The sequence below is a fragment of the Pseudomonas nitroreducens genome, assembly GCF_014204515.1.
Lineage (GTDB): Bacteria > Pseudomonadota > Gammaproteobacteria > Pseudomonadales > Pseudomonadaceae > Pseudomonas > Pseudomonas nitritireducens_A.
In genome coordinates, this window is the sequence record NZ_JACHLI010000003.1 from 22,449 (window position 1) to 39,548 (window position 17,100).

25 protein-coding genes are annotated in these 17,100 nt (G+C 68.9%); 12 read left to right on the forward strand and 13 right to left on the reverse strand.

All coding sequences use genetic code 11. From position 1 onward, the window contains the following. Nucleotides 1-53 precede the first annotated feature (53 nt). The 3 genes from HNP46_RS04885 to HNP46_RS04895 form a co-directional block, all read right to left on the reverse strand. On the reverse strand, nucleotides 54-308 hold the full coding sequence (locus HNP46_RS04885; RefSeq protein WP_184586385.1) for a hypothetical protein: 255 nt from the start codon (nucleotides 306-308) through the stop codon (nucleotides 54-56). Nucleotides 309-447: 139 nt separating this feature from the next. Beyond that, nucleotides 448-678, reverse strand: a complete 231-nt coding sequence (locus HNP46_RS04890; protein ID WP_184586386.1) for a hypothetical protein — start codon at nucleotides 676-678, stop codon at nucleotides 448-450. Nucleotides 679-733: 55 nt separating this feature from the next. Further along, entirely contained in the window at nucleotides 734-940 is a 207-nt protein-coding gene (locus HNP46_RS04895) for a hypothetical protein (protein WP_184586387.1), read from the reverse strand. Between the two features lie 387 nt (nucleotides 941-1,327). On the opposite strand from HNP46_RS04895, the gene HNP46_RS04900 reads away from it, so the two are divergent. The 3 genes from HNP46_RS04900 to HNP46_RS04910 all read left to right on the forward strand — a co-directional run bounded on the left by HNP46_RS04900 (nucleotide 1,328) and on the right by HNP46_RS04910 (nucleotide 2,412). Then, the gene (locus HNP46_RS04900; RefSeq protein ID WP_184586388.1) at nucleotides 1,328-1,720 is read left to right on the forward strand and encodes a DUF3509 domain-containing protein; all 393 of its coding nucleotides are present in this window, start codon (nucleotides 1,328-1,330) and stop codon (nucleotides 1,718-1,720) included. Between the two features lie 98 nt (nucleotides 1,721-1,818). Next, nucleotides 1,819-1,992 carry a general stress protein gene (locus HNP46_RS04905; RefSeq protein WP_184586389.1) on the forward strand — a complete coding sequence of 58 codons (174 nt, stop codon included), beginning with the start codon at nucleotides 1,819-1,821 and terminating at the stop codon, nucleotides 1,990-1,992. Between the two features lie 165 nt (nucleotides 1,993-2,157). Then, nucleotides 2,158-2,412, forward strand: coding sequence for a DUF1652 domain-containing protein (locus HNP46_RS04910; protein ID WP_184586391.1), 255 nt, complete (start codon nucleotides 2,158-2,160; stop codon nucleotides 2,410-2,412). 85 nt (nucleotides 2,413-2,497) lie between these two features. On the opposite strand, the gene HNP46_RS04915 is transcribed toward HNP46_RS04910, so the two are convergent. The 6 genes from HNP46_RS04915 to HNP46_RS04940 all read right to left on the reverse strand — a co-directional run bounded on the left by HNP46_RS04915 (nucleotide 2,498) and on the right by HNP46_RS04940 (nucleotide 6,570). Next, the gene (locus tag HNP46_RS04915; protein WP_184586393.1) at nucleotides 2,498-3,058 is read right to left on the reverse strand and encodes a type 1 glutamine amidotransferase domain-containing protein; all 561 of its coding nucleotides are present in this window, start codon (nucleotides 3,056-3,058) and stop codon (nucleotides 2,498-2,500) included. Nucleotides 3,059-3,143: 85 nt separating this feature from the next. Beyond that, on the reverse strand, nucleotides 3,144-3,557 hold the full coding sequence (locus HNP46_RS04920) for a CBS domain-containing protein (RefSeq protein ID WP_184586993.1): 414 nt from the start codon (nucleotides 3,555-3,557) through the stop codon (nucleotides 3,144-3,146). A 106-nt stretch (nucleotides 3,558-3,663) separates the two neighbouring features. Beyond that, the gene (locus HNP46_RS04925) at nucleotides 3,664-4,221 is read right to left on the reverse strand and encodes a low affinity iron permease family protein (protein ID WP_184586395.1); all 558 of its coding nucleotides are present in this window, start codon (nucleotides 4,219-4,221) and stop codon (nucleotides 3,664-3,666) included. Next, nucleotides 4,202-4,345, reverse strand: a complete 144-nt coding sequence (locus HNP46_RS04930; protein ID WP_184586397.1) for a hypothetical protein — start codon at nucleotides 4,343-4,345, stop codon at nucleotides 4,202-4,204. Before HNP46_RS04930 ends, HNP46_RS04925 begins: the two co-directional genes overlap by 20 nt. A 96-nt stretch (nucleotides 4,346-4,441) precedes the next feature. After that, a complete protein-coding gene (locus tag HNP46_RS04935; protein WP_184586399.1) occupies nucleotides 4,442-4,744 on the reverse strand; it encodes a hypothetical protein in 303 nt (100 codons plus the stop codon). 56 nt (nucleotides 4,745-4,800) lie between these two features. Next, complete coding sequence (locus HNP46_RS04940; protein ID WP_184586401.1) at nucleotides 4,801-6,570, reverse strand: thiamine pyrophosphate-requiring protein; 1,770 nt, start codon at nucleotides 6,568-6,570, stop codon at nucleotides 4,801-4,803. Between the two features lie 204 nt (nucleotides 6,571-6,774). Here HNP46_RS04940 and HNP46_RS04945 point away from each other — a divergent pair, with 204 nt between their 5' ends. The 4 genes from HNP46_RS04945 to HNP46_RS04960 are packed head-to-tail and all read left to right on the forward strand — an operon-like array spanning nucleotide 6,775 to nucleotide 9,750. Further along, complete coding sequence (locus tag HNP46_RS04945; protein ID WP_184586403.1) at nucleotides 6,775-7,794, forward strand: acyl-CoA dehydrogenase family protein; 1,020 nt, start codon at nucleotides 6,775-6,777, stop codon at nucleotides 7,792-7,794. Continuing rightward, nucleotides 7,791-8,525 carry a PIG-L deacetylase family protein gene (locus tag HNP46_RS04950; RefSeq protein WP_184586405.1) on the forward strand — a complete coding sequence of 245 codons (735 nt, stop codon included), beginning with the start codon at nucleotides 7,791-7,793 and terminating at the stop codon, nucleotides 8,523-8,525. The genes HNP46_RS04945 and HNP46_RS04950 overlap by 4 nt, the downstream gene beginning before the upstream one ends. Further along, complete coding sequence (locus HNP46_RS04955) at nucleotides 8,522-9,100, forward strand: class I SAM-dependent methyltransferase (protein ID WP_184586407.1); 579 nt, start codon at nucleotides 8,522-8,524, stop codon at nucleotides 9,098-9,100. Before HNP46_RS04950 ends, HNP46_RS04955 begins: the two co-directional genes overlap by 4 nt. Continuing rightward, complete coding sequence (locus HNP46_RS04960; RefSeq protein WP_184586409.1) at nucleotides 9,097-9,750, forward strand: glycosyltransferase; 654 nt, start codon at nucleotides 9,097-9,099, stop codon at nucleotides 9,748-9,750. Before HNP46_RS04955 ends, HNP46_RS04960 begins: the two co-directional genes overlap by 4 nt. 3 nt (nucleotides 9,751-9,753) lie before the next feature. Here HNP46_RS04960 and HNP46_RS04965 read toward each other — a convergent pair whose 3' ends face one another. Together HNP46_RS04965 and HNP46_RS04970 are read right to left on the reverse strand one after the other, a co-directional pair. Continuing rightward, complete coding sequence (locus tag HNP46_RS04965) at nucleotides 9,754-10,545, reverse strand: alpha/beta hydrolase family protein (RefSeq protein WP_221454660.1); 792 nt, start codon at nucleotides 10,543-10,545, stop codon at nucleotides 9,754-9,756. Continuing rightward, a complete protein-coding gene (locus HNP46_RS04970) occupies nucleotides 10,532-11,641 on the reverse strand; it encodes a DUF3182 family protein (RefSeq protein ID WP_184586411.1) in 1,110 nt (369 codons plus the stop codon). Before HNP46_RS04970 ends, HNP46_RS04965 begins: the two co-directional genes overlap by 14 nt. A gap of 99 nt (nucleotides 11,642-11,740) precedes the next feature. Between HNP46_RS04970 and HNP46_RS04975 the strand changes: the two genes are divergently transcribed. From HNP46_RS04975 to HNP46_RS04995, 5 genes are all read left to right on the forward strand, one after another. Then, nucleotides 11,741-11,998: a DUF2934 domain-containing protein gene (locus tag HNP46_RS04975; RefSeq protein ID WP_184586413.1), complete on the forward strand. Its 258-nt coding sequence runs from the start codon at nucleotides 11,741-11,743 to the stop codon at nucleotides 11,996-11,998. A gap of 73 nt (nucleotides 11,999-12,071) precedes the next feature. Beyond that, nucleotides 12,072-12,989: a DUF72 domain-containing protein gene (locus HNP46_RS04980; protein WP_184586998.1), complete on the forward strand. Its 918-nt coding sequence runs from the start codon at nucleotides 12,072-12,074 to the stop codon at nucleotides 12,987-12,989. Next, nucleotides 12,986-13,768: an endonuclease/exonuclease/phosphatase family protein gene (locus tag HNP46_RS04985; RefSeq protein ID WP_184586415.1), complete on the forward strand. Its 783-nt coding sequence runs from the start codon at nucleotides 12,986-12,988 to the stop codon at nucleotides 13,766-13,768. Before HNP46_RS04980 ends, HNP46_RS04985 begins: the two co-directional genes overlap by 4 nt. Further along, nucleotides 13,765-14,964, forward strand: coding sequence for a cardiolipin synthase ClsB (gene clsB / locus HNP46_RS04990; protein ID WP_184586417.1), 1,200 nt, complete (start codon nucleotides 13,765-13,767; stop codon nucleotides 14,962-14,964). The genes HNP46_RS04985 and clsB overlap by 4 nt, the downstream gene beginning before the upstream one ends. Then, complete coding sequence (locus HNP46_RS04995; RefSeq protein ID WP_184586419.1) at nucleotides 14,961-15,917, forward strand: lysylphosphatidylglycerol synthase domain-containing protein; 957 nt, start codon at nucleotides 14,961-14,963, stop codon at nucleotides 15,915-15,917. Before clsB ends, HNP46_RS04995 begins: the two co-directional genes overlap by 4 nt. 3 nt (nucleotides 15,918-15,920) lie before the next feature. Here the strand turns inward: HNP46_RS04995 and HNP46_RS05000 are convergent, their stop codons facing one another. Together HNP46_RS05000 and HNP46_RS05005 are read right to left on the reverse strand one after the other, a co-directional pair. Beyond that, nucleotides 15,921-16,844, reverse strand: coding sequence for a Ku protein (locus HNP46_RS05000; protein ID WP_184586421.1), 924 nt, complete (start codon nucleotides 16,842-16,844; stop codon nucleotides 15,921-15,923). Beyond that, nucleotides 16,832-17,098 (reverse strand): hypothetical protein, encoded by a 267-nt coding sequence (locus tag HNP46_RS05005; protein ID WP_184586423.1) that lies wholly within the window; start codon nucleotides 17,096-17,098, stop codon nucleotides 16,832-16,834. The genes HNP46_RS05000 and HNP46_RS05005 overlap by 13 nt, the downstream gene beginning before the upstream one ends. Nucleotides 17,099-17,100: the final 2 nt, after the last annotated feature.

Sequence of the window (17,100 nt, forward strand, 5' to 3'; positions counted from 1 at the left end):
TACGCGAGGCCTGCGTCACCGCGCAGCCTGATCGGGAGACTGCGCGCGCCCTGCTACAGACGGGCTGCGCAGCCCGCCTGGGCGCGCTGGCGTACCACCAGCACGCTGAACATCGGCGTGCTGACGCTGCCCCGGTAGCTGGAAATCCACCGCCGCGACAGTTCGACATCCAGGCGCAGGCCGTCGCGCGCCATCTCCTGGGCGGCCGCCTGGGAAATCCGGTAGGCGCCGCACTGCGGGCAGGACAGATGGGTGCAATGGCTGTCGTCGAAAACCTGCGCCTGGCTTCCACAGATAAAGCAGTTCACCTTCGCGTCTCCCTTGTCGGATCGGGCCACCCGGCCTTGTTTGCCGATTGACCGGGACAGCGGGCGAAGAGTTCGAAAAACTGCTCGACCGCGGCAAGCTGCGGCACCTTGTCAGGCTGTCGTCTGCGACCGGGCCGGCTCACTGCCTGGTGATACCGCTGAGGGTGATGCCGTAGCGGCGCAGCAATTCGGTGGTCGGCGCGTCGCCGTGTTCGTCCTGGGCGGCGCCGTAGTCGCCCGCCGGCAGGTTGCGGCGGACCCACGCCAGCAGGAAGCTGCTCGCCTCCTCCACGCTGGGCTGCGTGGCCTGGGGCATGTCCAGGGTGCTGGTGTTGTTGTCCTTGTGGTAGCTGATCACCCAGATGCTCATGGGCACCTCCTCGATAATGGCAAGGCTTGGGAATGGCGGGGCTGTGGTGCGGCTTTCAGAGCTCGGACTGTCGCTGCAGTTCGGCCAGGAGCAGGGCCAGTTCATCGATCAGCGCCTGGTTGACGCTTTCCTGCGGGCGCTGGTCGGCCACCGGCTGCAGGCTGCCGCCAGCCGTTGTGGCGCCGCGAGAGGCTGGGGTTGCCTGGCGCCGACCCTCGCCAGGGAACAGATCGAAGCTGCCGGCGGTACGGTCGCTATCCATGGTTCACTCCTCTGTTGGTCAGGTTCGCGGCCTGGATCGGGCCTCGCTACAGGCGGGGATGGCGGGGTCGCTGCCGCATTCAACACGGCGCGAGTGGCTGGCCTGAACGCTCGACCAGCACGGAACCGCAGATACGCTCCCCTTACCCGATTCGAAAGATTACTCGCCGCGATGTTCCTGCCGATTCCCCGCAAGCGATCAGCGGAGTGGCGCAAACCCGCGAGCCAGCCGCTGCGCTTAGCACTTGGCCAGTAGCAGATTGCACGGCCGCAGCCGCCCACGCGTGCATTTTCCCGATGCGCTCGACGACAGATCAATGACTTGCGAGGGCTTGACGCTGGCCCGCCGGTTGCTGCCTGAAAGGTAACCATCAGGAGGACCCTGCCCATGCAACGCGACAGCCAGACCACCCGCGACCTGATCTGCCAGGCCCTGATCTGCCAGGCACTACCCGGCTACACCATCAGCTTTTCCCAGCGCCCCGACCAGGGGCTGCTCTGTTCCTTCCGCAGTCCGGCCGGCGCGCACCTGTTCGACCGCGTCATCCCGCGCCAGGACCTGCAGCACCAGCACCTGCTGGACGACCTGCTCGGCCGCATCCAGCGCGACCTGATCCTGGAGGGCGGCCCCCTGCCCGAAGAGCAGGTGGATGTCTTCACCAAGCGCATCCCGCTGCCCACCTTCCAGCCCGGCCATGGCGAGCATCGCCAACGCAAGATCGTCGTGGCCGGCGATCGTCTGCGTCGCCTCGCCGGCGCACGCCACGAGCTGCGCGCCTGAGGCGCCGAGCATCTTCGTCGCCAGCGGCGCCGCCGCGGCGACGCACTCCCGAGGCGGGCTGTCCGTCCGTCTTTCCCACCTGCACCAGGAGAATCACCATGGCCGAACACAGAGGCGGAGAAGGCAACTTCGCGGAAGACCCCCAGCGCGCAGCCGAGGCCGGCAGGAAAGGCGGCTCCAACAGCGGCGGCAACTTCAGGAACGATCCGCAGCGCGCTTCGGAGGCCGGCCGCAAGGGCGGGCGCCGCACCCGCAGTCCTGCCAGCGACTAGGCACGGCAGCACCCGAGTCCTGCGCCAACGGCGAAGCAGAACCGGCTTTGCCGTTCGGCGATGGCGGCCCGCAGGCCCGGCCCGAAAACTGCTGAAGCCTGAAGTCAGGGCCTCACTTGCAGGCACCCTTGGATAAGACAGCACAACAAGAAAGGGGGAGCAGAGATGCACGAATTCATGCTGGCCAAAGACGTCCTGGAGGCGTGCTTCGCGCACCTGGACTGCGAATGCATGCTGGAGCAGGACACCACCCTGACAGTGCGGCTGATGGCGCTCGATACCCGCGAAATGCTGCTGTCCGCCGCACATATCCAGCCCGAGCACTGGGCCAACGTCACGGCGGTCGCCGGCCTGGCACTGACCTTGCGTCGCACGCTGGCGCTGACCGGCGTGGGGAGCACTCCGCGGGTACCCCAGTGAGCCTGGCCGATTGACCCCAGCCCCTTGGGCAGCCTGCACGGGCGAAGCCCGACGCCCAGCTCACCTCGCGCTCACACCGCGCGGTTCAGGCTGCCTGCAATGCTTCGCCCAGGGCCCGGTTGAAGGCCTGCAGGTCGCCGGGGTTGCGCGAGGTGATCAGCGTCCAGCCCTTGGCCGGGCAGACCTCCACCTGGGCGTCGCGCCAGTCGGCGCCGGCATTCACCAGGTCGGTGCGCACGCTGGCATAGGAGGTCAGGGACTTCTCCGACACCACGCCGGCGTCGATCAGCAGCCAGGGACCATGACAGATCGCGGCGACCGGTTTGCCAGCCGCGCTGAACTCCTTCACCAGACGCTGTGCGTCGCTGTCCTGGCGCAGGGTATCGGCATTCACCGTACCGCCGGGAATCACCAGCAGGTCGTAGTCGATAGCTTTCAGGCCCTTCAGCCTGGCGTCGGACTCCACGGCGACATCCTTCTCGCTGTCGTGCACCCAGGTCTGCGCCGTCCCGCCCTTGAGGCTGGCATGGGTAACGGTGGCGCCCTGCTCGCGCAGCGCGAGCATCGGTTCGAGCAGCTCGTCGCGCTCGATGCCGGTATTGGCGGTAATGATCAGGACGTTCCTGCCTTTGAGATCGTGACTCATGAACATGACTCCTCCGACGCCGGTGACCACGAATGGCCGCCGGCGCCGATTTCCTGGGTGAGAGGGAGATGACGCACGTCGCGCCTCAATGGGCCCGCGCGACACCCCGCAGCAGATTGGCGCTGAGCTTGTCGGCGTTGCAGCTGGCCACGTTGGCCAGGGACACGATGCCCACCAGGCGCTTCTCGCGGTTGACCACGGCCAGGCGGCGCATTTCGATCTGCGCCATGTTTCTGGCCACGTGGTCGACGGATTCGTCTTCGAAGCAGTAGTGCACTTGCGGGCTCATCACCCGACTCACCGGCGTCTGCAGGTCCAGGCCCTCGGCGAGGGCACGGACGACCAGGTCGCGGTCGGTGAGGATGCCGCTCAGGTGGTCGTTGTCGTTCACCAGCAAGGCACCGACGTCGATCTGACGCATCAGCAAAGCGGCTTCCTGCAGAGTGGTAGCGGGGCTGACGGTGCGCACCTCGCGGCTCATGATCTCGCGCACGGCCATCGCCTTGCGTTCGGCGATGCGGTCACTTCGGGCTTGGTCTCTCATGACGGGTCCTCCATTGTGGTGGTCCTGGGATGGGATGTGGATGGGTGTGCAGAGGCAACGCTCAATCGTCCCGGCCGCCGTCCTGCTGCCGCTCCTCGCGGTTGGCGACGCTCTGCGGCGAGCCTTCGCCAGCGTTGTCCTCGCCCATTTCCTCGTAGGTCTTGCGCAGCTTCTGCAACTCCTCGCTACCCATGTCGTCCAGCCCCATGAGTACGCGGTGGGCGTGGTGCGTGGTGCGCAGGAGCTCGTCGATCTTGATGTGCAGCGCATCGGTGTCGCGGTTCTGGGTGCTCTGGATAAGGAACACCATGAGGAAGGTGATGATGGTGGTCGAGGTATTGATCACCAGTTGCCAGGTGTCGTTGAAGTGGAAGAACGGCCCACTCAGCGCCCAGCCCACCAGCAGCACGCAGGCCAGGGCAAAGGTCAGCGGCCGTCCGGCCCATTGCGACAGGGCCTGGGCGAAGCGCGAGAAGCCGGCGCCGCCGTGTGGCGGTGCGCTGGGCTGCTGCTCGGCTGGGCTCTTCTGCTCTGTCCGCCGCTCGCCGGGGCGCTGCCTATCGCCTGGCCGTTGTTTGCCCGGCCGTTGCGCGCGAGCCTCAGGCGCTTCGCTGGCCATGCTCGACGCCCAGCGGAACGACGATGGTGACTTCGCGCGGCGGCGTGGCCGGGGTGCCCGGCTGGCGACGCGGACTTTTGGCAGAACCCGGCTTGCCGGGGCAAGCCGAAGATAAGCGGGACATGGCAGGTACTCCACGAGGGGCCTGATGGGTAGAGGAGCCCTGGTACGGCAAGTTCAGAAAACCCCGCGTGCGGCCGCCCCACTCCACCCGGTCAGGCTAGTCAGCTTCGGGCGTGGTGCCCTTGCCGTGGGTGGTGTCGTGATCCTTGTGCTGCTGTTTCTCGCGGCTCTGCGTGGATTGCACCTGGCTGTTGTCATCGGTGCGGCCCTCGTCTTTCTGCTTCTGCTGCGAGGCGGGCGGCGTGGGAGCCTGGCCCGGGCTCTGGCCGTGGGGTTTCTCGTTGGTCGGCACCTGCGGGGTGGATTCGGCGGCGTAGGCCGGAACCAGGCCGATGGACAGCCAGGCCAGCAGGACGGCAGCGAAAGGTCGGGCGGCTTTGCGGCAAATGAGTCTGGTCATGGGTGGCTCCTGTGGTGGGGCTGGGTTTTGACTGAGGTTGAAGCTCGTGATCGGGATCACTTGCGCGCGAGCAGTTGCCGCGCGCTCTGGCGCAACACGCCCCAGCGACGCGGGTCGCCGGGCAAGGCGCCGAGCAGGTTGCGCGCCTGCTCGAAACTGATGTGCGGCGGCAGCGGCGGCACGTCCGGGTCGGTGAGTACTTCCAGCAACACCGGGCGGTCGGATTCGAAGGCGTCCTGCCAGGCGGCAGCCAGGTGCGCCGCGTCGGTCACACGAATGCCGCGAAAACCCAGCAGCTCGGCGTAGCGCGCATAGGGGAAATCGATGACTTCCTGCGCCGCGGCGAACTCGGGATCACCGGCCAGCGCGCGCTGCTCCCAGGTGACCTGATTGAGGTCGCCATTGTTGAGCACCAGCACGATGAAGGTCGGGTTGTCCTTCCAGCGCCGGCAGTACTGCTGCACCGTCACCAGCTCGGCGTTGCCGTTCATCTGCATGGCGCCGTCGCCGACCATGGCGATCACCGGCCGTCCGGGATGCGCCAGCTTGGCCGCCAGGGCGTAAGGCACCCCGCTGCCCATGCTGGCCAGCTTGCCCGACAGCGAACCGAGCATGCCGGGACGCACCCGCAGGTCACGGGCATACCAATTGGTGTGCGAGCCGCTGTCGCCGGCGAGGATCACGTCCGCGGGCAACTGCGGCGAAAGCTCCCAGAACACCCGCTGCGGATTGATCGGCTCGGCGGGCTTCATCGCCTGCTCGCGCAGCTCCTTCCAGCTGTCCGCCACGGCCTTTTCGATGCGGATGCGCCAGGTGCCATGGCGCTTGGGCTTGAGTAGTGGCAACAGGCGGCGCAGGGTCTCGCCGGCATCGCCCAGCAGCACCTGGTCGATGGGATAGCGCATGCTGACGTTGCGCGCCTGCAGGTCGATCTGCACCGCCCTGGCCTGCCCCGGCCTGGGCAGGAACTCGCTGTAGGGAAAGGTGGTGCCGATCATCAGCAGCGTGTCGCAGCGCTGCATCAGTTCGGCACTGGCCCGTGTGCCGAGCAGGCCGATGGAGCCGGTGACGTAGGGCAGCTCGTCATCCACCACCATCTTGCCCAGCAGGGCCTTGGCGACTCCGGCGGACAGGGCCTGGGCTACCGCTGCAACTTCGGCATGGGCGCCCAGCGCGCCGGCGCCGACCAGGATGGCGACCTTGCGCCCGGCATTGAGGATGTCGGCGGCAGCCGCCAGTTCGTCGTCACGCGCGTAAGGCCGCGGGACGATGAAACCGACGCCGGAATAGACGTGAGCATGTTTGTGCGGCGGCTTTTGCGCCGGCATCTGCTGCACGTCGTTGGGAATGATCACCGTGGCGACCTGGCGCTCGCTGCAGGCCACCCGCAGCGCACGGTCGATCACGTGCAGCAACTGGCCGGGGCTGGCGACTGTCTCGACGTAGTTACTCACGTCGCGGAACAGCGTGTGCAGGTCGACCTCCTGCTGGTAGTCGCTGCCCAGGGCGGTCACCGCCTGTTGGCCGACGATGGCCAGCACCGGCTGGTGATCCATGCGCGCGTCGTACAGGCCGTTGAGCAAGTGGATGGCGCCCGGACCGGAAGTGGCCAGGCAGACGCCCACTTCGCCGGTGAACTTGGCATGGGCGCCGGCCATGAAGGCGGCCATTTCCTCATGGCGCACACGGATGTAGTCGAAGTCTTCGGCGCGCCGGCCGAACGCGCCCATGATCCCGTTGATGCCATCACCGGGATAGCCGAAGACGCGTTGTATACCCCACTGCGAGAGGCGTTCGAGCAATTGATCGGCGACCGTCTGGGACATGCCTGGCTCCTTCTGGAATCTGCGTTGGCGGGATGGGCGTCGGCTCGACCCCCTTGTCTGCACCGACCGGTGGCGCCGGGGCGGGTTCAGAACAATTCGCCAGCGGAACCTCCGCGACGGCTTCCTACCAACGGCATGCAACGGGTTTGAACCTGCGGCCCCCCCGGCCAGTCCGGATGAATAACCCCCACGCTGGAAACCGCCATGACCCGAGACGGCCTCAATGCACTGCACGAGCTGGTCCAGGACTTCGAGTTGCCGCTGGACAGCGACTACCAACAAGCCACGCTGGGCCGGGCCCTGCGCAACCTCAGCGACAGCGGGCTGGACCTGCTGCCCAGCCCGGGCAGCGGCGCCACCCTGCGCCGCTGGCAAGCTTTGGCGACGGTGGCGGGCAGCGACCTGTCGCTGCTCAAGCTGTACGAGGGGCACACCGACGCGCTGGCCATCCTCGACGAACTGCAGGCCCAGGCGCGCCCCGGTACCTGGGCCGTGTGGGCGGCCGAGCCGCCGGGCGCCAGCGTGCAGATCGTCGCCCGCGAGGCCGGCTTCGTGCGGGTCAGCGGCAGCAAGCCCTGGTGTTCCGGCGCAGCCCTGGTGGAGCACGCCCTGGTGACCGCCAGGGACGAACAGGATCGGCCCCAGCTGATCGCCGTGACCCTCGACCAACCCGGTGTGGACATCGGCGAAGGCGACTGGAATGCCGTCGGCATGGCAGCCACCCGCAGCGCCACGGTGGACTTCGACAATGCCCAGGCGCAGTGCGTCGGTGCCCCGCAGGCCTATCTGCAGCGTCCCGGCTTCTGGCACGGCGGCGCCGGCATCGCCGCCTGCTGGTACGGAGCCGCGAGCCGTCTGGCCAGCTACCTGCGCAACGGGCGCACCGACGACCCCCACGCCATGGCCCACCTGGGGGCCGTGGATGCCGCCCTGGCCGGCGCCGCCGGCGCGCTGCGCGAATGCGCGCAGTGGATCGACGACAACCCCACGGCCGATTCGGAACTCGCCGCGCGACGCGTGCGCGCCCAGGTCGAGGGCTCGGTCGAGGCTGTCCAATGGCACGTCGGCCATGCCCTGGGCGCCACCCCGTTCTGCCGGGACCGCCGCTTCGCGCTGATCGCCGCCGACCTGCCGGTGTTCCTCCGGCAGAGCCACGGCGAACGCGACCTGGCGCATCTCGGCCTGCACCTGGCCAGGCACCAGGAAGAGCGGTGGGCGCTATGAGCAACCTGATCGCCGGGGCGACCGGCACTCCCGCCTCGGCCTGGCGCACCTGCGTGCAACTGCAGCGCCTGCCGCGTATCGACAAGAGCGAACTGCTGCCGCCGGGCCGGCGCCTGGTGGTGGTCGCGCCGCACCCGGATGACGAGGTACTGGCCTGCGGCGGCCTGCTCGCCAGCCTCGGTGCGCAGGCCTGCGGGCTGCTGATCTCGGTCACCGATGGCGAAGGCAGCCACCCCGGCTCGCCGCGCTGGACCCCGGAGCGCCTGCGCGTCACACGTCAGGAAGAAAGCCGGCGGGCGCTGGCCGAACTCGGGCTCGATGCACAGCAGTGGCAATGGCAGCGCCTGCACCTGCCCGACAGCGGCGTGCAGGCCGCGCCGCTGGCCGCAGCCCTTGGCCAGTGGGTGCGCCCCGGCGACCGGCTGATCAGTACCTGGCGCCGCGACGGCCATCGCGACCACGAGGAAACCGGGCTGGCCTGCGCCCAGGTCGCCGCGCGCTGCTCGGCGCGGCATTTCGAAACGCCGATCTGGGCCTGGCACTGGGCCCTGCCCGGCGACCCGCGCCTGCCCTGGGCCAGGGCACGGCGGCTGGACCTCGACGAGGCCGCGCTGCAGCGCAAGCGTCAGGCCATCCAGGCCCATGCCAGCCAGCTCGAAGGCCCGCAGCCGATCCTCGACGCGCGCCTGCTCGACACCCTGCTGCAACCCTTCGAGGTGTACTTCCTGTGAACTCCGTGACGGCCGGCTACTTCGACGAACTGTACCGCGGCGACCCGGACCCCTGGGCATTCCGCCGCTCGTGGTACGAACGGCGCAAGCGCGGCCTGCTGCTCGCCAGCCTGCCGCGCGAGCGCTTTCGCAGCGCCTACGAACCGGCCTGCGCCAACGGCGAGACCAGCGCCGAACTGGCCGGCCGCAGCGACACGCTGCTGTGCAGCGACTTCAGCGCCGAAGCCCTGGCCCTGGCTCGCCAGCGACTCGCCGGCCTGGACAACGTGCGCCTCGATCGCCATGACCTGCCGGCGGACTGGCCGGCGGGAGGCTTCGATCTGATCGTGCTCGGCGAGCTGGGCTACTACCTCGCGCCAGGGGACTGGCTGCACACCTGCCAGCGCGCGGCGGCCAGCCTGGCGCCCGACGGCGTGCTGGTCGCCTGCCACTGGCGACACCCCATCGAGGGCTGCGCCCTGGCCGGCGACGCCGTGCACGGGCTGCTGCAACGGGCAATGGCCGCGCCGCCAGCGGTCAGTCATGTCGAACGGGATTTCCGCCTGGAACTGTGGTTCGACCAGGAGGCGCGATGATCGGCGTACTGGTACCCGCGCACAACGAGGCGCAATTGCTCGGAGCCTGCCTGGCCTCGCTGCGGCAGGCGGCCCTGCACCCGGGCCTGGACGCCGAACCGGTGTGCATCCTGGTGGTGCTGGACGCCTGCACCGATGACAGCGAGGCCGTGGCCAACGCCTGCGGTGTCGCGGTGCTGCGGGTCGAACAACGCAACGTCGGCCATGCCCGGCGCGCCGGCGCCGCCCGGCTGCTGGAACAGGGCGCGCGCTGGCTGGCCTGTACCGATGCAGACAGCAGCGTCGACCACGACTGGCTGGTGCGCCAGCTGGCCTTCGGCGCGGAAGCGGTGTGCGGCACGGTGCGGGTCGCCGACTGGTCGCCGCGCTCGGAACAGGTACGCCTGCGCCATGCCGAGCACTACCAGGCCGGTGAAGGTCATCGGCATATCCACGGCGCCAACCTGGGCGTCTGCGCCCAGGCCTACCGGCGCGTCGGCGGCTTCCGCCCGCTGCCGGTGGACGAAGACGTCCATCTGGTCCGCGACCTGGAGCGCAGCGGCGCGCACATCGTCTGGACGCACCAGACCTGTGTCACCACCAGCGCCCGCCGCGACTGCCGCGCACGCCACGGCTTCGGCGAGTTCCTCGACCAGCTCGCGGCACCCTGAGGCTCAACCGACAACCAGCCGGTTGGCCCGCTCGCCCACCACCATCTCGGTGATCCAGCGCACCAGGATGTCGGTGTAAGCCGCCTGCGAAGTCTCGCTGCTCAGCGCGTGATCGGCCTGGTCGATGATCCGGTGGGTCAGCGAATGCGTGCGCTGAAAGGCGGCGCGGTAGCTCATGATGGTCGAGTGCGGGACGTAGTCGTCATGCTCGGACTCCACCAGCAGGACGTCGCCGCGGAACCCCGAGCAGGCTTTCAGTGCGCGGTTGCTGGCGGCGGGGATCAGGCTCGAACGGTAGGCCATCAGGTCCTCGCGCGGCAATTCGCGCTTGGGCACGTGCCAGTCCTCGTCGCGGTACATCGCCGGCACCCGCAGGGCCAGCCAGCGTACCGCGCGCAGCTCGGTGAGGATCGCCGCGAGATAGCCGCCATAGCTGGTGCCCACCACCGCGATGGCGCCGGAGTCGATGCGCGGATGCGCCGCCAGGCGGTCGTAGGCGGCGAGCAGGTCGCGCAGGTTGTCCTCGCGGGTGACGCTGGCCTGCTGGGCCTCGCCGGCACCGTGGCCGGCCAGGTCGAAGGTCAGGCAGACACAGCCCAGCCCGGCGATGCCGCGGGCGCGCCGGAGATCGCGTTGCTGGCTGCCTCCCCAGCCATGCACGAAGAGTACGCCCGGCACGTGGGTGCGCGGGCTGAGGAAGTTGCCCTGCAGGCGCAGGCTGCCGACATCGATGTCGACGGGTTCGTCGCTGGCCTCGATGGCCGCGCCCCGAAACAGCTCGTCATCCGAATTCATAGGGTTCCACCATGGCGTACTTCATCAGGAAATCGCCGTTCGCATCGGGGCCGCGATACAGCACGCGGGCGTTGCGTGGTAGCGGCTTGTCCTCGAATACCTCGAAGGTCGAAGCGCGCACCACGCACAGCGTCGGGTCGGCAACCAGAGCCTGCAGCGCCGCCAGTTCGGCACCGCTGGCACCGCCGATGCGCCAGGACTGCTCCAGCACGCCGCAACAGGAGCGGCCCTGTGCGTCCTGCCCCTGGGCGATATCGTAATTGCGCCGCGAGGCGTAGAAACCGGGCAACAGTTGATGCGCGGCCAGGTCGAACTGCCGGCCCTGGCCAATCGCCTGTTTCACCGACGCCACCAGGTCCAGGGCGAGCAGGCAGTCGAAATCGCCGCGCACCACCAGCAGGTCACTGCCGCCGTAGACCAGTTCCCCGCGCGGGTTGCGATTGCGCTGCTGGACGCCGTGATAGCTGAGCAGCACGCCGTTGATCATGACCTGGCCAACGCTGTGGGTCTGCGGATCGTCCAGTTCGTCCTCGATCACCAGGCCTTCGCGGTAATCCGCCTCGGTGTAACGGCCCAGCGCCTCGGCCAGTTGCTCGGTATCGGCGACCACCTGTTGCCCCTGCCCGCCCCGGCTCCCCGCCGGCTTCAGGCGCTGCGGGCCGCGTTGCAGGCGGGCGCTGGCGCCGCGCAGAGCATCGTGGTGGCAGAACACGCTGTGACCGTCGAGCACCAGCGGTTTGACCCGTGCGGCGAACGCCTCGCTCCAGCCACGCGGGGTCAGGGTCGGCCGCTCGATCAGCGGGTGGACGATGGCCTTGCCGGCCTGCCAGGCGCGCTCCACGTAACCCCCGAAGAAGTCCAGCGGCCCCTGGATGCCCAGCTCGGCCGCCTGCTCGCGACCGACCACCGTGGCGTCGGGCACCCAGTAGGGACGCTGGCCGGGCGCGCACTCGCCGGGCGCCCGGCTGGCGAACTCCAGGCCCTGGATTTCCGCCAGCCAGGCGGCCAGCGCTCGGTGAGTGATCTGGTCGGCGGCCTGTGCTTGCGCATCCAGTGCGCAGGCAACCACCAGGCGTAAAGGATCAGCGTCGTGCATCGGGGCATCCCTCGGTCAGGCTGTATGAACACTCGACTGGCCAGGCGGTCATCGGTTCTACACAGGTGACGAACAGAGCCGCCCGGCCAGGAGAGCAACATGCAACACGACCGCGAAGCGCAGATCCGCCAGAAGGCCCACGACCTCTGGATCGCCGAAGGCAAACCCGCCGGCCAGGAGGCACGCCACTGGAAGGAGGCCGAGGAAAGCCTGGGCCAGTCCTTGCCCATCGAGCGAGCCCAGGACCTGGACTACAAGGGCAAGCAGCATCCCCGCCGCGAGGCCTGGGGGCGTCCTGGCGCCGCCGACGAATGCGGCGGAACGCCCGCCGGCTCCTCCAGTCGGAACCTTGAGTAGCCCGAACCAGAACCCCGCACCGCCCCGCCAGGAGAACCCCATGAGCACCGGCGCCACCCCGCCACGTCGCGCGATGAAGGGACTGCACATCGGCATCTCCGGCTGGCGCTACGTGCCCTGGCGCGGCGAGTTCTATCCACCGGGGCTGCGCCAGAAGGACGAGCTGCGCTACGCCTCGCGGGCCTTCAACAGCATCGAGCTGAACGGCTCCTTCTATGCCCTGCAGACACCCCAGCGCTACCGCCAGTGGGCGGCAGACACCCCCGACGGCTTCGTCTTCAGCCTCAAGGCGCCGCGCTACATCACCCACATCAAGCGGCTGCGCGAGGCCGAGGAAGGCCTCGCCAACTTCTTCGCCTCCGGTCCGCTGGAGCTGGGTGACAAGCTCGGGCCGCTGCTCTGGCAACTGCCGCCGAGCCTGAAGTACGACGCCGAGGTGCTCGAAGCCTTCCTCGCCCTGCTGCCCCGGCACACCGACGCGGCGCTGAAGCTGGCCAGGGCCGCCGCGACCCGCCGGCCGGACGCCTGGCCGCAAGGGCTGAAGCAGCGGCCGTTGCGCCACGCCATGGAAGTGCGCCACGCCAGCTTTGCCTGCGCCGGATTCGCCGAGCAGCTGCGCCGCCATGGCGTCGCCCTGGTGTTCGCCGATGCGCCGCGCAAGTGGCCCTATGCCGAGGACCTGACGGCGAAGGATTTCATCTACCTGCGCCTGCACGGCGACCAGCAGCTGTACGCCAGTGGCTATGGCGAGGCGGCGCTGCAGCGCTGGCGCGAGCGCATCGGTCGCTGGCGGCGCGGGCTGCAACCCGCCGACGCCCAATTGCTCGACGCGTCCACTCGCGGCGACCGGCATTCGCGCGAGGTGTTCTGCTACTTCGACAATGACATCAAGGTCCGCGCGCCCTTCGATGCCAGTCATCTGATGGCGCTGCTCGACCTGCGCCTGCCGGGCCGCCAGCAGCCCGGCGAACCAGTGGGAGACTGGGCATGAGCCGCGCCGAAGCCGCGCCGCTCGGGCTGCGGCCAGCCCAGGCGGTGACCCTGTTGCGGGTGCTCACGGTGAACACCCACAAGGGCTTCAACGCCTTCAATCGCCGCTTCATCCTCCACGAGCTGCGCGACGCGGTGCGCGCCACCTCGGCCGACCTGGTGTTCCTCCAGGAAGTCCATGGCGAGCACCAGCTGCACGCCGAGCGCCAGCCCGACTGGCCGCCGCGGCCGCAATACGAATTCCTCGCCGACAGCATGTGGCCGGCCTTCGCCTATGGACGCAACGCGGTGTATCCCGAAGGCCACCACGGCAACGCCCTGCTCTCGCGCCTGCCGATCCGCCGCTGGGACAACCGCGACGTGTCGGTGGCCGGCACCGAGGAGCGCGGCCTGCTCCATGCGCAGATCGAACTGCCCGATGGCCGCGACCTGCACGCCGTCTGCGTGCACCTGGGCCTGCATGAGTCGCAGCGCCAGCAGCAGTTGCGGCTGCTGTGCAGCCTGGTGGACGAACTGCCTGCCGACGCGCCGGTGCTGGTCGCCGGCGACTTCAACGACTGGCGCTGCCGGGCCGGCGCGGTGCTGGCCGGCTGCGGCCTGCAGGCGGCCTTCCCGGAACCGGGCGGGGCACCGCGCAGCTTCCCGGCGCGCTGGCCCTTGCTGCGCCTGGACCGCATCTACGTGCGCCACCTCAAGGTCACGCTGAGCGAGGTCCTCCATCGCAAGCCCTGGCCGCACCTGTCCGACCACCTGCCCCTGCTGGCCGAGGTATGCCTATGAACGAATGCTGGCGTGAGGGTAACCGCGTCGACCTGCTGATCAACGGCGAGGAGTTCTACCCCAGCGTTTACGCCGCCATCGCCGGCGCGCGCCGCGAGGTCCTGCTGGAAACCTTCATCATCCGCGACGACAAGGTCGGCCGCACGCTGCGCCAGGTGCTGATCGAGGCGGCCCAGCGCGGGGTGCGGGTGGAGCTGATCGCCGACGGCTACGGCACCCCGGACCTCGACGAGAGCTACCTGGGCGCCCTGCTGGCGGCCGGCGTACGCCTGCACCTGTTCGACCCGCAGCCGCTGCTGCTGGGCATGCGCACCAACCTGTTCCGCCGCCTGCACCGCAAGCACGTGGTGGTCGACGGGGCGGTGGCGTTCGTCGGCGGCATCAATTTCTGCGCCGATCACCTGGCCGACTACGGCCCCATGGCCAAGCAGGACTACGCGGTGAGGATCGAGGGGCCCAGCGTGGAAGACATCCGCCGGGCCTGCCTGGAGCTGTTGAGTCAGTACGGCGACATCCCTGCTGCCGACGCCGTGCACCCCGGCGGCCGCGCGGGCAGCTGCCGCACCTGCCTGGCGATCCGCGACAACCTGCAGCGTCGCACCGACATCGAGCAGCATTACCTGCGCGCCATCGGCCAGGCCAGGGAGCGCCTGCTGATCGCCAATGCCTATTTCTTCCCCGGCTACCGCCTGTTGCGCGCCCTGCGCGATGCCGCGCGGCGGGGCGTGAAGGTGCGCCTGATCCTCCAGGGCCTGCCGGACATGCCACTGGTGCGCCTGTGCAGCAAGCTGCTCTACGACACCCTGCTGCGCGACGGCGTGGAAATCCACGAGTACTGCGACCGCCCGCTGCACGGCAAGGTCGCGGTGGTGGACCGCCACTGGGCCACCGTGGGTTCGAGCAACCTCGACCCGCTGAGCCTGTCGCTGAACCTGGAAGGCAACCTGATGATCGAGGACCCGGCCTTCGCCGGCGCCCTGGACGACCACCTGGAACACCTGGCGCTCGACAGCTGCCGTCGCGTCACCCGCCAGTACGCCCGGCGTGGCTATTGGTGGCGGGCGCCGCTGGTATTTCTCAGCTTCCACTTCCTGCGCCATTTCCCCGCCATCGCCGGGCAGTTGCCGGCGCACCGGCAGACCCTGCACCCGGCCAGCCTGGACACGCCAAACGGCCAGTCGCAGGTGCAGCCATGAAGAACAAGCGCTTCTGGAAACGCGCCAACCGCGTCTTCAACATTGCCCTGCTGGTCGCCCTGCCCGTACTGCTGTTCCTGCTGCTGCGCGCCACCGACTGGCACGAGGTACTGCGCCTGCTGCGCGAATACCGCTTGAGCACCCTGGCCCTGGGCATGCTGATCGCCCTGGCCAGCTACGCCATCTTCAGCAGCTTCGACGTGCTCAGCCGCTACTACATCGGCCATCCGCTGCCGGTGCGGCGGGTATTGAGCGTGGCCTTCGTGTGCAACGCGTTCAACCTCAACCTGAGCTCCTGGGTCGGCGCCGTCGCCATGCGCTACCGCCTGTATGGCCGCCTGGGGCTGAGCACCGGCGACATCACCCGCATCCTCACCTTCAGCCTGATCACCAACTGGTACGGCTACCTGCTGCTGGCGGCGGCCCTGTTCATCAGTGGCTACCCGAACCTGCCGGACAGCTGGACCCTGGGGCAGAGCGGCCTGCGCGCCATCGGCGTGCTGCTCCTGCTGCTGGGCGCCGGCTACCTGCTGGCGTGCCGCTTCGCCCGCCGTCGTGCCTGGGGCTGGAAGCGCTATCGGCTGAAACTGCCGTCCTGGCGCCTGGCCGCCCTGCAGGGCGTGGTCGGGGCGAGCAACTGGTCGATGATGGCGCTGCTGATCTACAGCCTGCTGCCGGACTCGGCGAGCTACCCGGCGGTGCTGGCGACCCTGCTGATCAGCAGCATCGCCGGCGTGGTGCTGCACGTGCCGGCGGGGTTGGGGGTGATCGAAACCGTGTTCATCACCGTGCTGCGCGAGCAGTTCTCCCGCGGCGAGCTGGTGGCGGCGCTGATCGGCTACCGGGTGCTGTACTTCCTCATCCCGCTGCTGCTGGCGTGCCTGGTCTACCTGTGGCTGGAACGCCACACGAAGAAACTGCGCCGACGCAATGCGCAGCAGGAGCCGGCCTGAGCCTCAGCTGGCCTTGGCCGCTGGCTTGCGCCTGCTGGCCGGCTTGGCCTTGGCAGCGCTGGTCTTCTTCCCGGCGGCGGTTTTCTTCCCGGCTGCGCTGCTCGCGGATTTGCCGGAAGCGCCGCTCCTGGCGCTCGCCGCCCTGCCGCCACCCTTGAGGCTGCGCTTGAGCAGTTCGGTGAGGTCGATGATCTCGGCGCCTTCGCCGCCCTCTTCGCGGGCCTGCGGGACGTTCTCCAATTGGCCCTTGGCGGCCTTCTGTTCCACCAGCCGATGGATTTCCTCACTGAAGCTGTCCTGGTAATCCGCCGGCTGCCAGTGCCCGCTCATGCCCTTGACCAGCCGCTCGGCCATGTCGGTCTCGCGCTTGTCCAGCTTCACCTTGCCCAGCGCCAGGCCCAGCTCATCCACCTCGCGCACGTCCGCCGGCCAGCGCAGGGTCATCAGCAGGATGGCGTCGCCGTCCTCGCGCAGCATCGCCAGGTGCTGGCGACTGTGCATCACCAGCTGGCAGATGGCGGCCTTGGCGGTTTTCTTCAGGGTCTCGCGCAGCAGCACGTAGACCTTCTCACCGCGCTTCTCGGGGGTGAGGTAATAGGGCGAGTCATAGAACGGCTGCGGGATCTCGTCGATATCGACGAAGCTGAGGATGTCGATGGTCTGCGTGGCTTCCGGCCGCGCGGCGCGGATTTCCTCCTCGCTGATCACCACGTAGCGGCCCTTCTCCAGCTCCACGCCCTTGACGATGTGCTCCCTGGGCACCTCCTTGCCGGTGATCTTGTTCACCCGCAGGTAGCCCACCGGTTCCAGGCTGCGCTCGTCGAGCCAGTCGAAGTCGGTGCCGCTGGAGCGCGAGGCGCTGTTGAGCGCCACCGGCACGTGCACCAGGCCGAAGCTGATGGCGCCTTTCCAGATCACACGGGCCATGGACAATCCTCCTGCAGGGCGACGCCGTCGTCGAAATGCACGCGGCCGTCGCTGTCGATGTCGCGCACCCGCGCCAGCATGCGCTGGGCCGCATCCTCCGCCTCGGTCATGCTCCGGCAGCCCGGCGCGTAGACCCACAGCACCGCCACGGCGGCGCCTTCGCGCAGCACCTGGTATTCGATCAGGCCGGTGTAGCGGCCCGCCTCGTGCATCGCGTCGGTCCAGGCGCAGGCGCGGGGAAACTCTCGGAACATCG

Bases quoted from the DNA above. Each gene is read 5' to 3' on its own strand.
- HNP46_RS04905 (WP_184586389.1), top strand. From the start codon at position 1,819: ATGGCCGAACACAGAGGCGGAGAAGGCAACTTCGCGGAAGACCCCCAG.
- HNP46_RS04915 (WP_184586393.1), bottom strand. From the start codon at position 3,058: ATGAGTCACGATCTCAAAGGCAGGAACGTCCTGATCATTACCGCCAAT.
- HNP46_RS05000 (WP_184586421.1), bottom strand. From the start codon at position 16,844: ATGGCCCGTGTGATCTGGAAAGGCGCCATCAGCTTCGGCCTGGTGCAC.
- HNP46_RS04975 (WP_184586413.1), top strand. From the start codon at position 11,741: ATGCAACACGACCGCGAAGCGCAGATCCGCCAGAAGGCCCACGACCTC.
- HNP46_RS04950 (WP_184586405.1), top strand. From the start codon at position 7,791: ATGAGCAACCTGATCGCCGGGGCGACCGGCACTCCCGCCTCGGCCTGG.
- HNP46_RS04965 (WP_221454660.1), bottom strand. From the start codon at position 10,545: ATGAATTCGGATGACGAGCTGTTTCGGGGCGCGGCCATCGAGGCCAGC.
- HNP46_RS04890 (WP_184586386.1), bottom strand. From the start codon at position 678: ATGAGCATCTGGGTGATCAGCTACCACAAGGACAACAACACCAGCACC.
- HNP46_RS04985 (WP_184586415.1), top strand. From the start codon at position 12,986: ATGAGCCGCGCCGAAGCCGCGCCGCTCGGGCTGCGGCCAGCCCAGGCG.
- HNP46_RS04980 (WP_184586998.1), top strand. From the start codon at position 12,072: ATGAAGGGACTGCACATCGGCATCTCCGGCTGGCGCTACGTGCCCTGG.
- HNP46_RS04920 (WP_184586993.1), bottom strand. From the start codon at position 3,557: ATGGCCGTGCGCGAGATCATGAGCCGCGAGGTGCGCACCGTCAGCCCC.
- HNP46_RS04945 (WP_184586403.1), top strand. From the start codon at position 6,775: ATGACCCGAGACGGCCTCAATGCACTGCACGAGCTGGTCCAGGACTTC.
- HNP46_RS04895 (WP_184586387.1), bottom strand. From the start codon at position 940: ATGGATAGCGACCGTACCGCCGGCAGCTTCGATCTGTTCCCTGGCGAG.
- HNP46_RS04930 (WP_184586397.1), bottom strand. From the start codon at position 4,345: ATGTCCCGCTTATCTTCGGCTTGCCCCGGCAAGCCGGGTTCTGCCAAA.
- HNP46_RS04970 (WP_184586411.1), bottom strand. From the start codon at position 11,641: ATGCACGACGCTGATCCTTTACGCCTGGTGGTTGCCTGCGCACTGGAT.
- HNP46_RS04900 (WP_184586388.1), top strand. From the start codon at position 1,328: ATGCAACGCGACAGCCAGACCACCCGCGACCTGATCTGCCAGGCCCTG.
- HNP46_RS04940 (WP_184586401.1), bottom strand. From the start codon at position 6,570: ATGTCCCAGACGGTCGCCGATCAATTGCTCGAACGCCTCTCGCAGTGG.
- HNP46_RS04995 (WP_184586419.1), top strand. From the start codon at position 14,961: ATGAAGAACAAGCGCTTCTGGAAACGCGCCAACCGCGTCTTCAACATT.
- HNP46_RS04925 (WP_184586395.1), bottom strand. From the start codon at position 4,221: ATGGCCAGCGAAGCGCCTGAGGCTCGCGCGCAACGGCCGGGCAAACAA.
- HNP46_RS04910 (WP_184586391.1), top strand. From the start codon at position 2,158: ATGCACGAATTCATGCTGGCCAAAGACGTCCTGGAGGCGTGCTTCGCG.
- HNP46_RS04935 (WP_184586399.1), bottom strand. From the start codon at position 4,744: ATGACCAGACTCATTTGCCGCAAAGCCGCCCGACCTTTCGCTGCCGTC.
- HNP46_RS05005 (WP_184586423.1), bottom strand. From the start codon at position 17,098: ATGTTCCGAGAGTTTCCCCGCGCCTGCGCCTGGACCGACGCGATGCAC.
- HNP46_RS04960 (WP_184586409.1), top strand. From the start codon at position 9,097: ATGATCGGCGTACTGGTACCCGCGCACAACGAGGCGCAATTGCTCGGA.
- clsB (WP_184586417.1), top strand. From the start codon at position 13,765: ATGAACGAATGCTGGCGTGAGGGTAACCGCGTCGACCTGCTGATCAAC.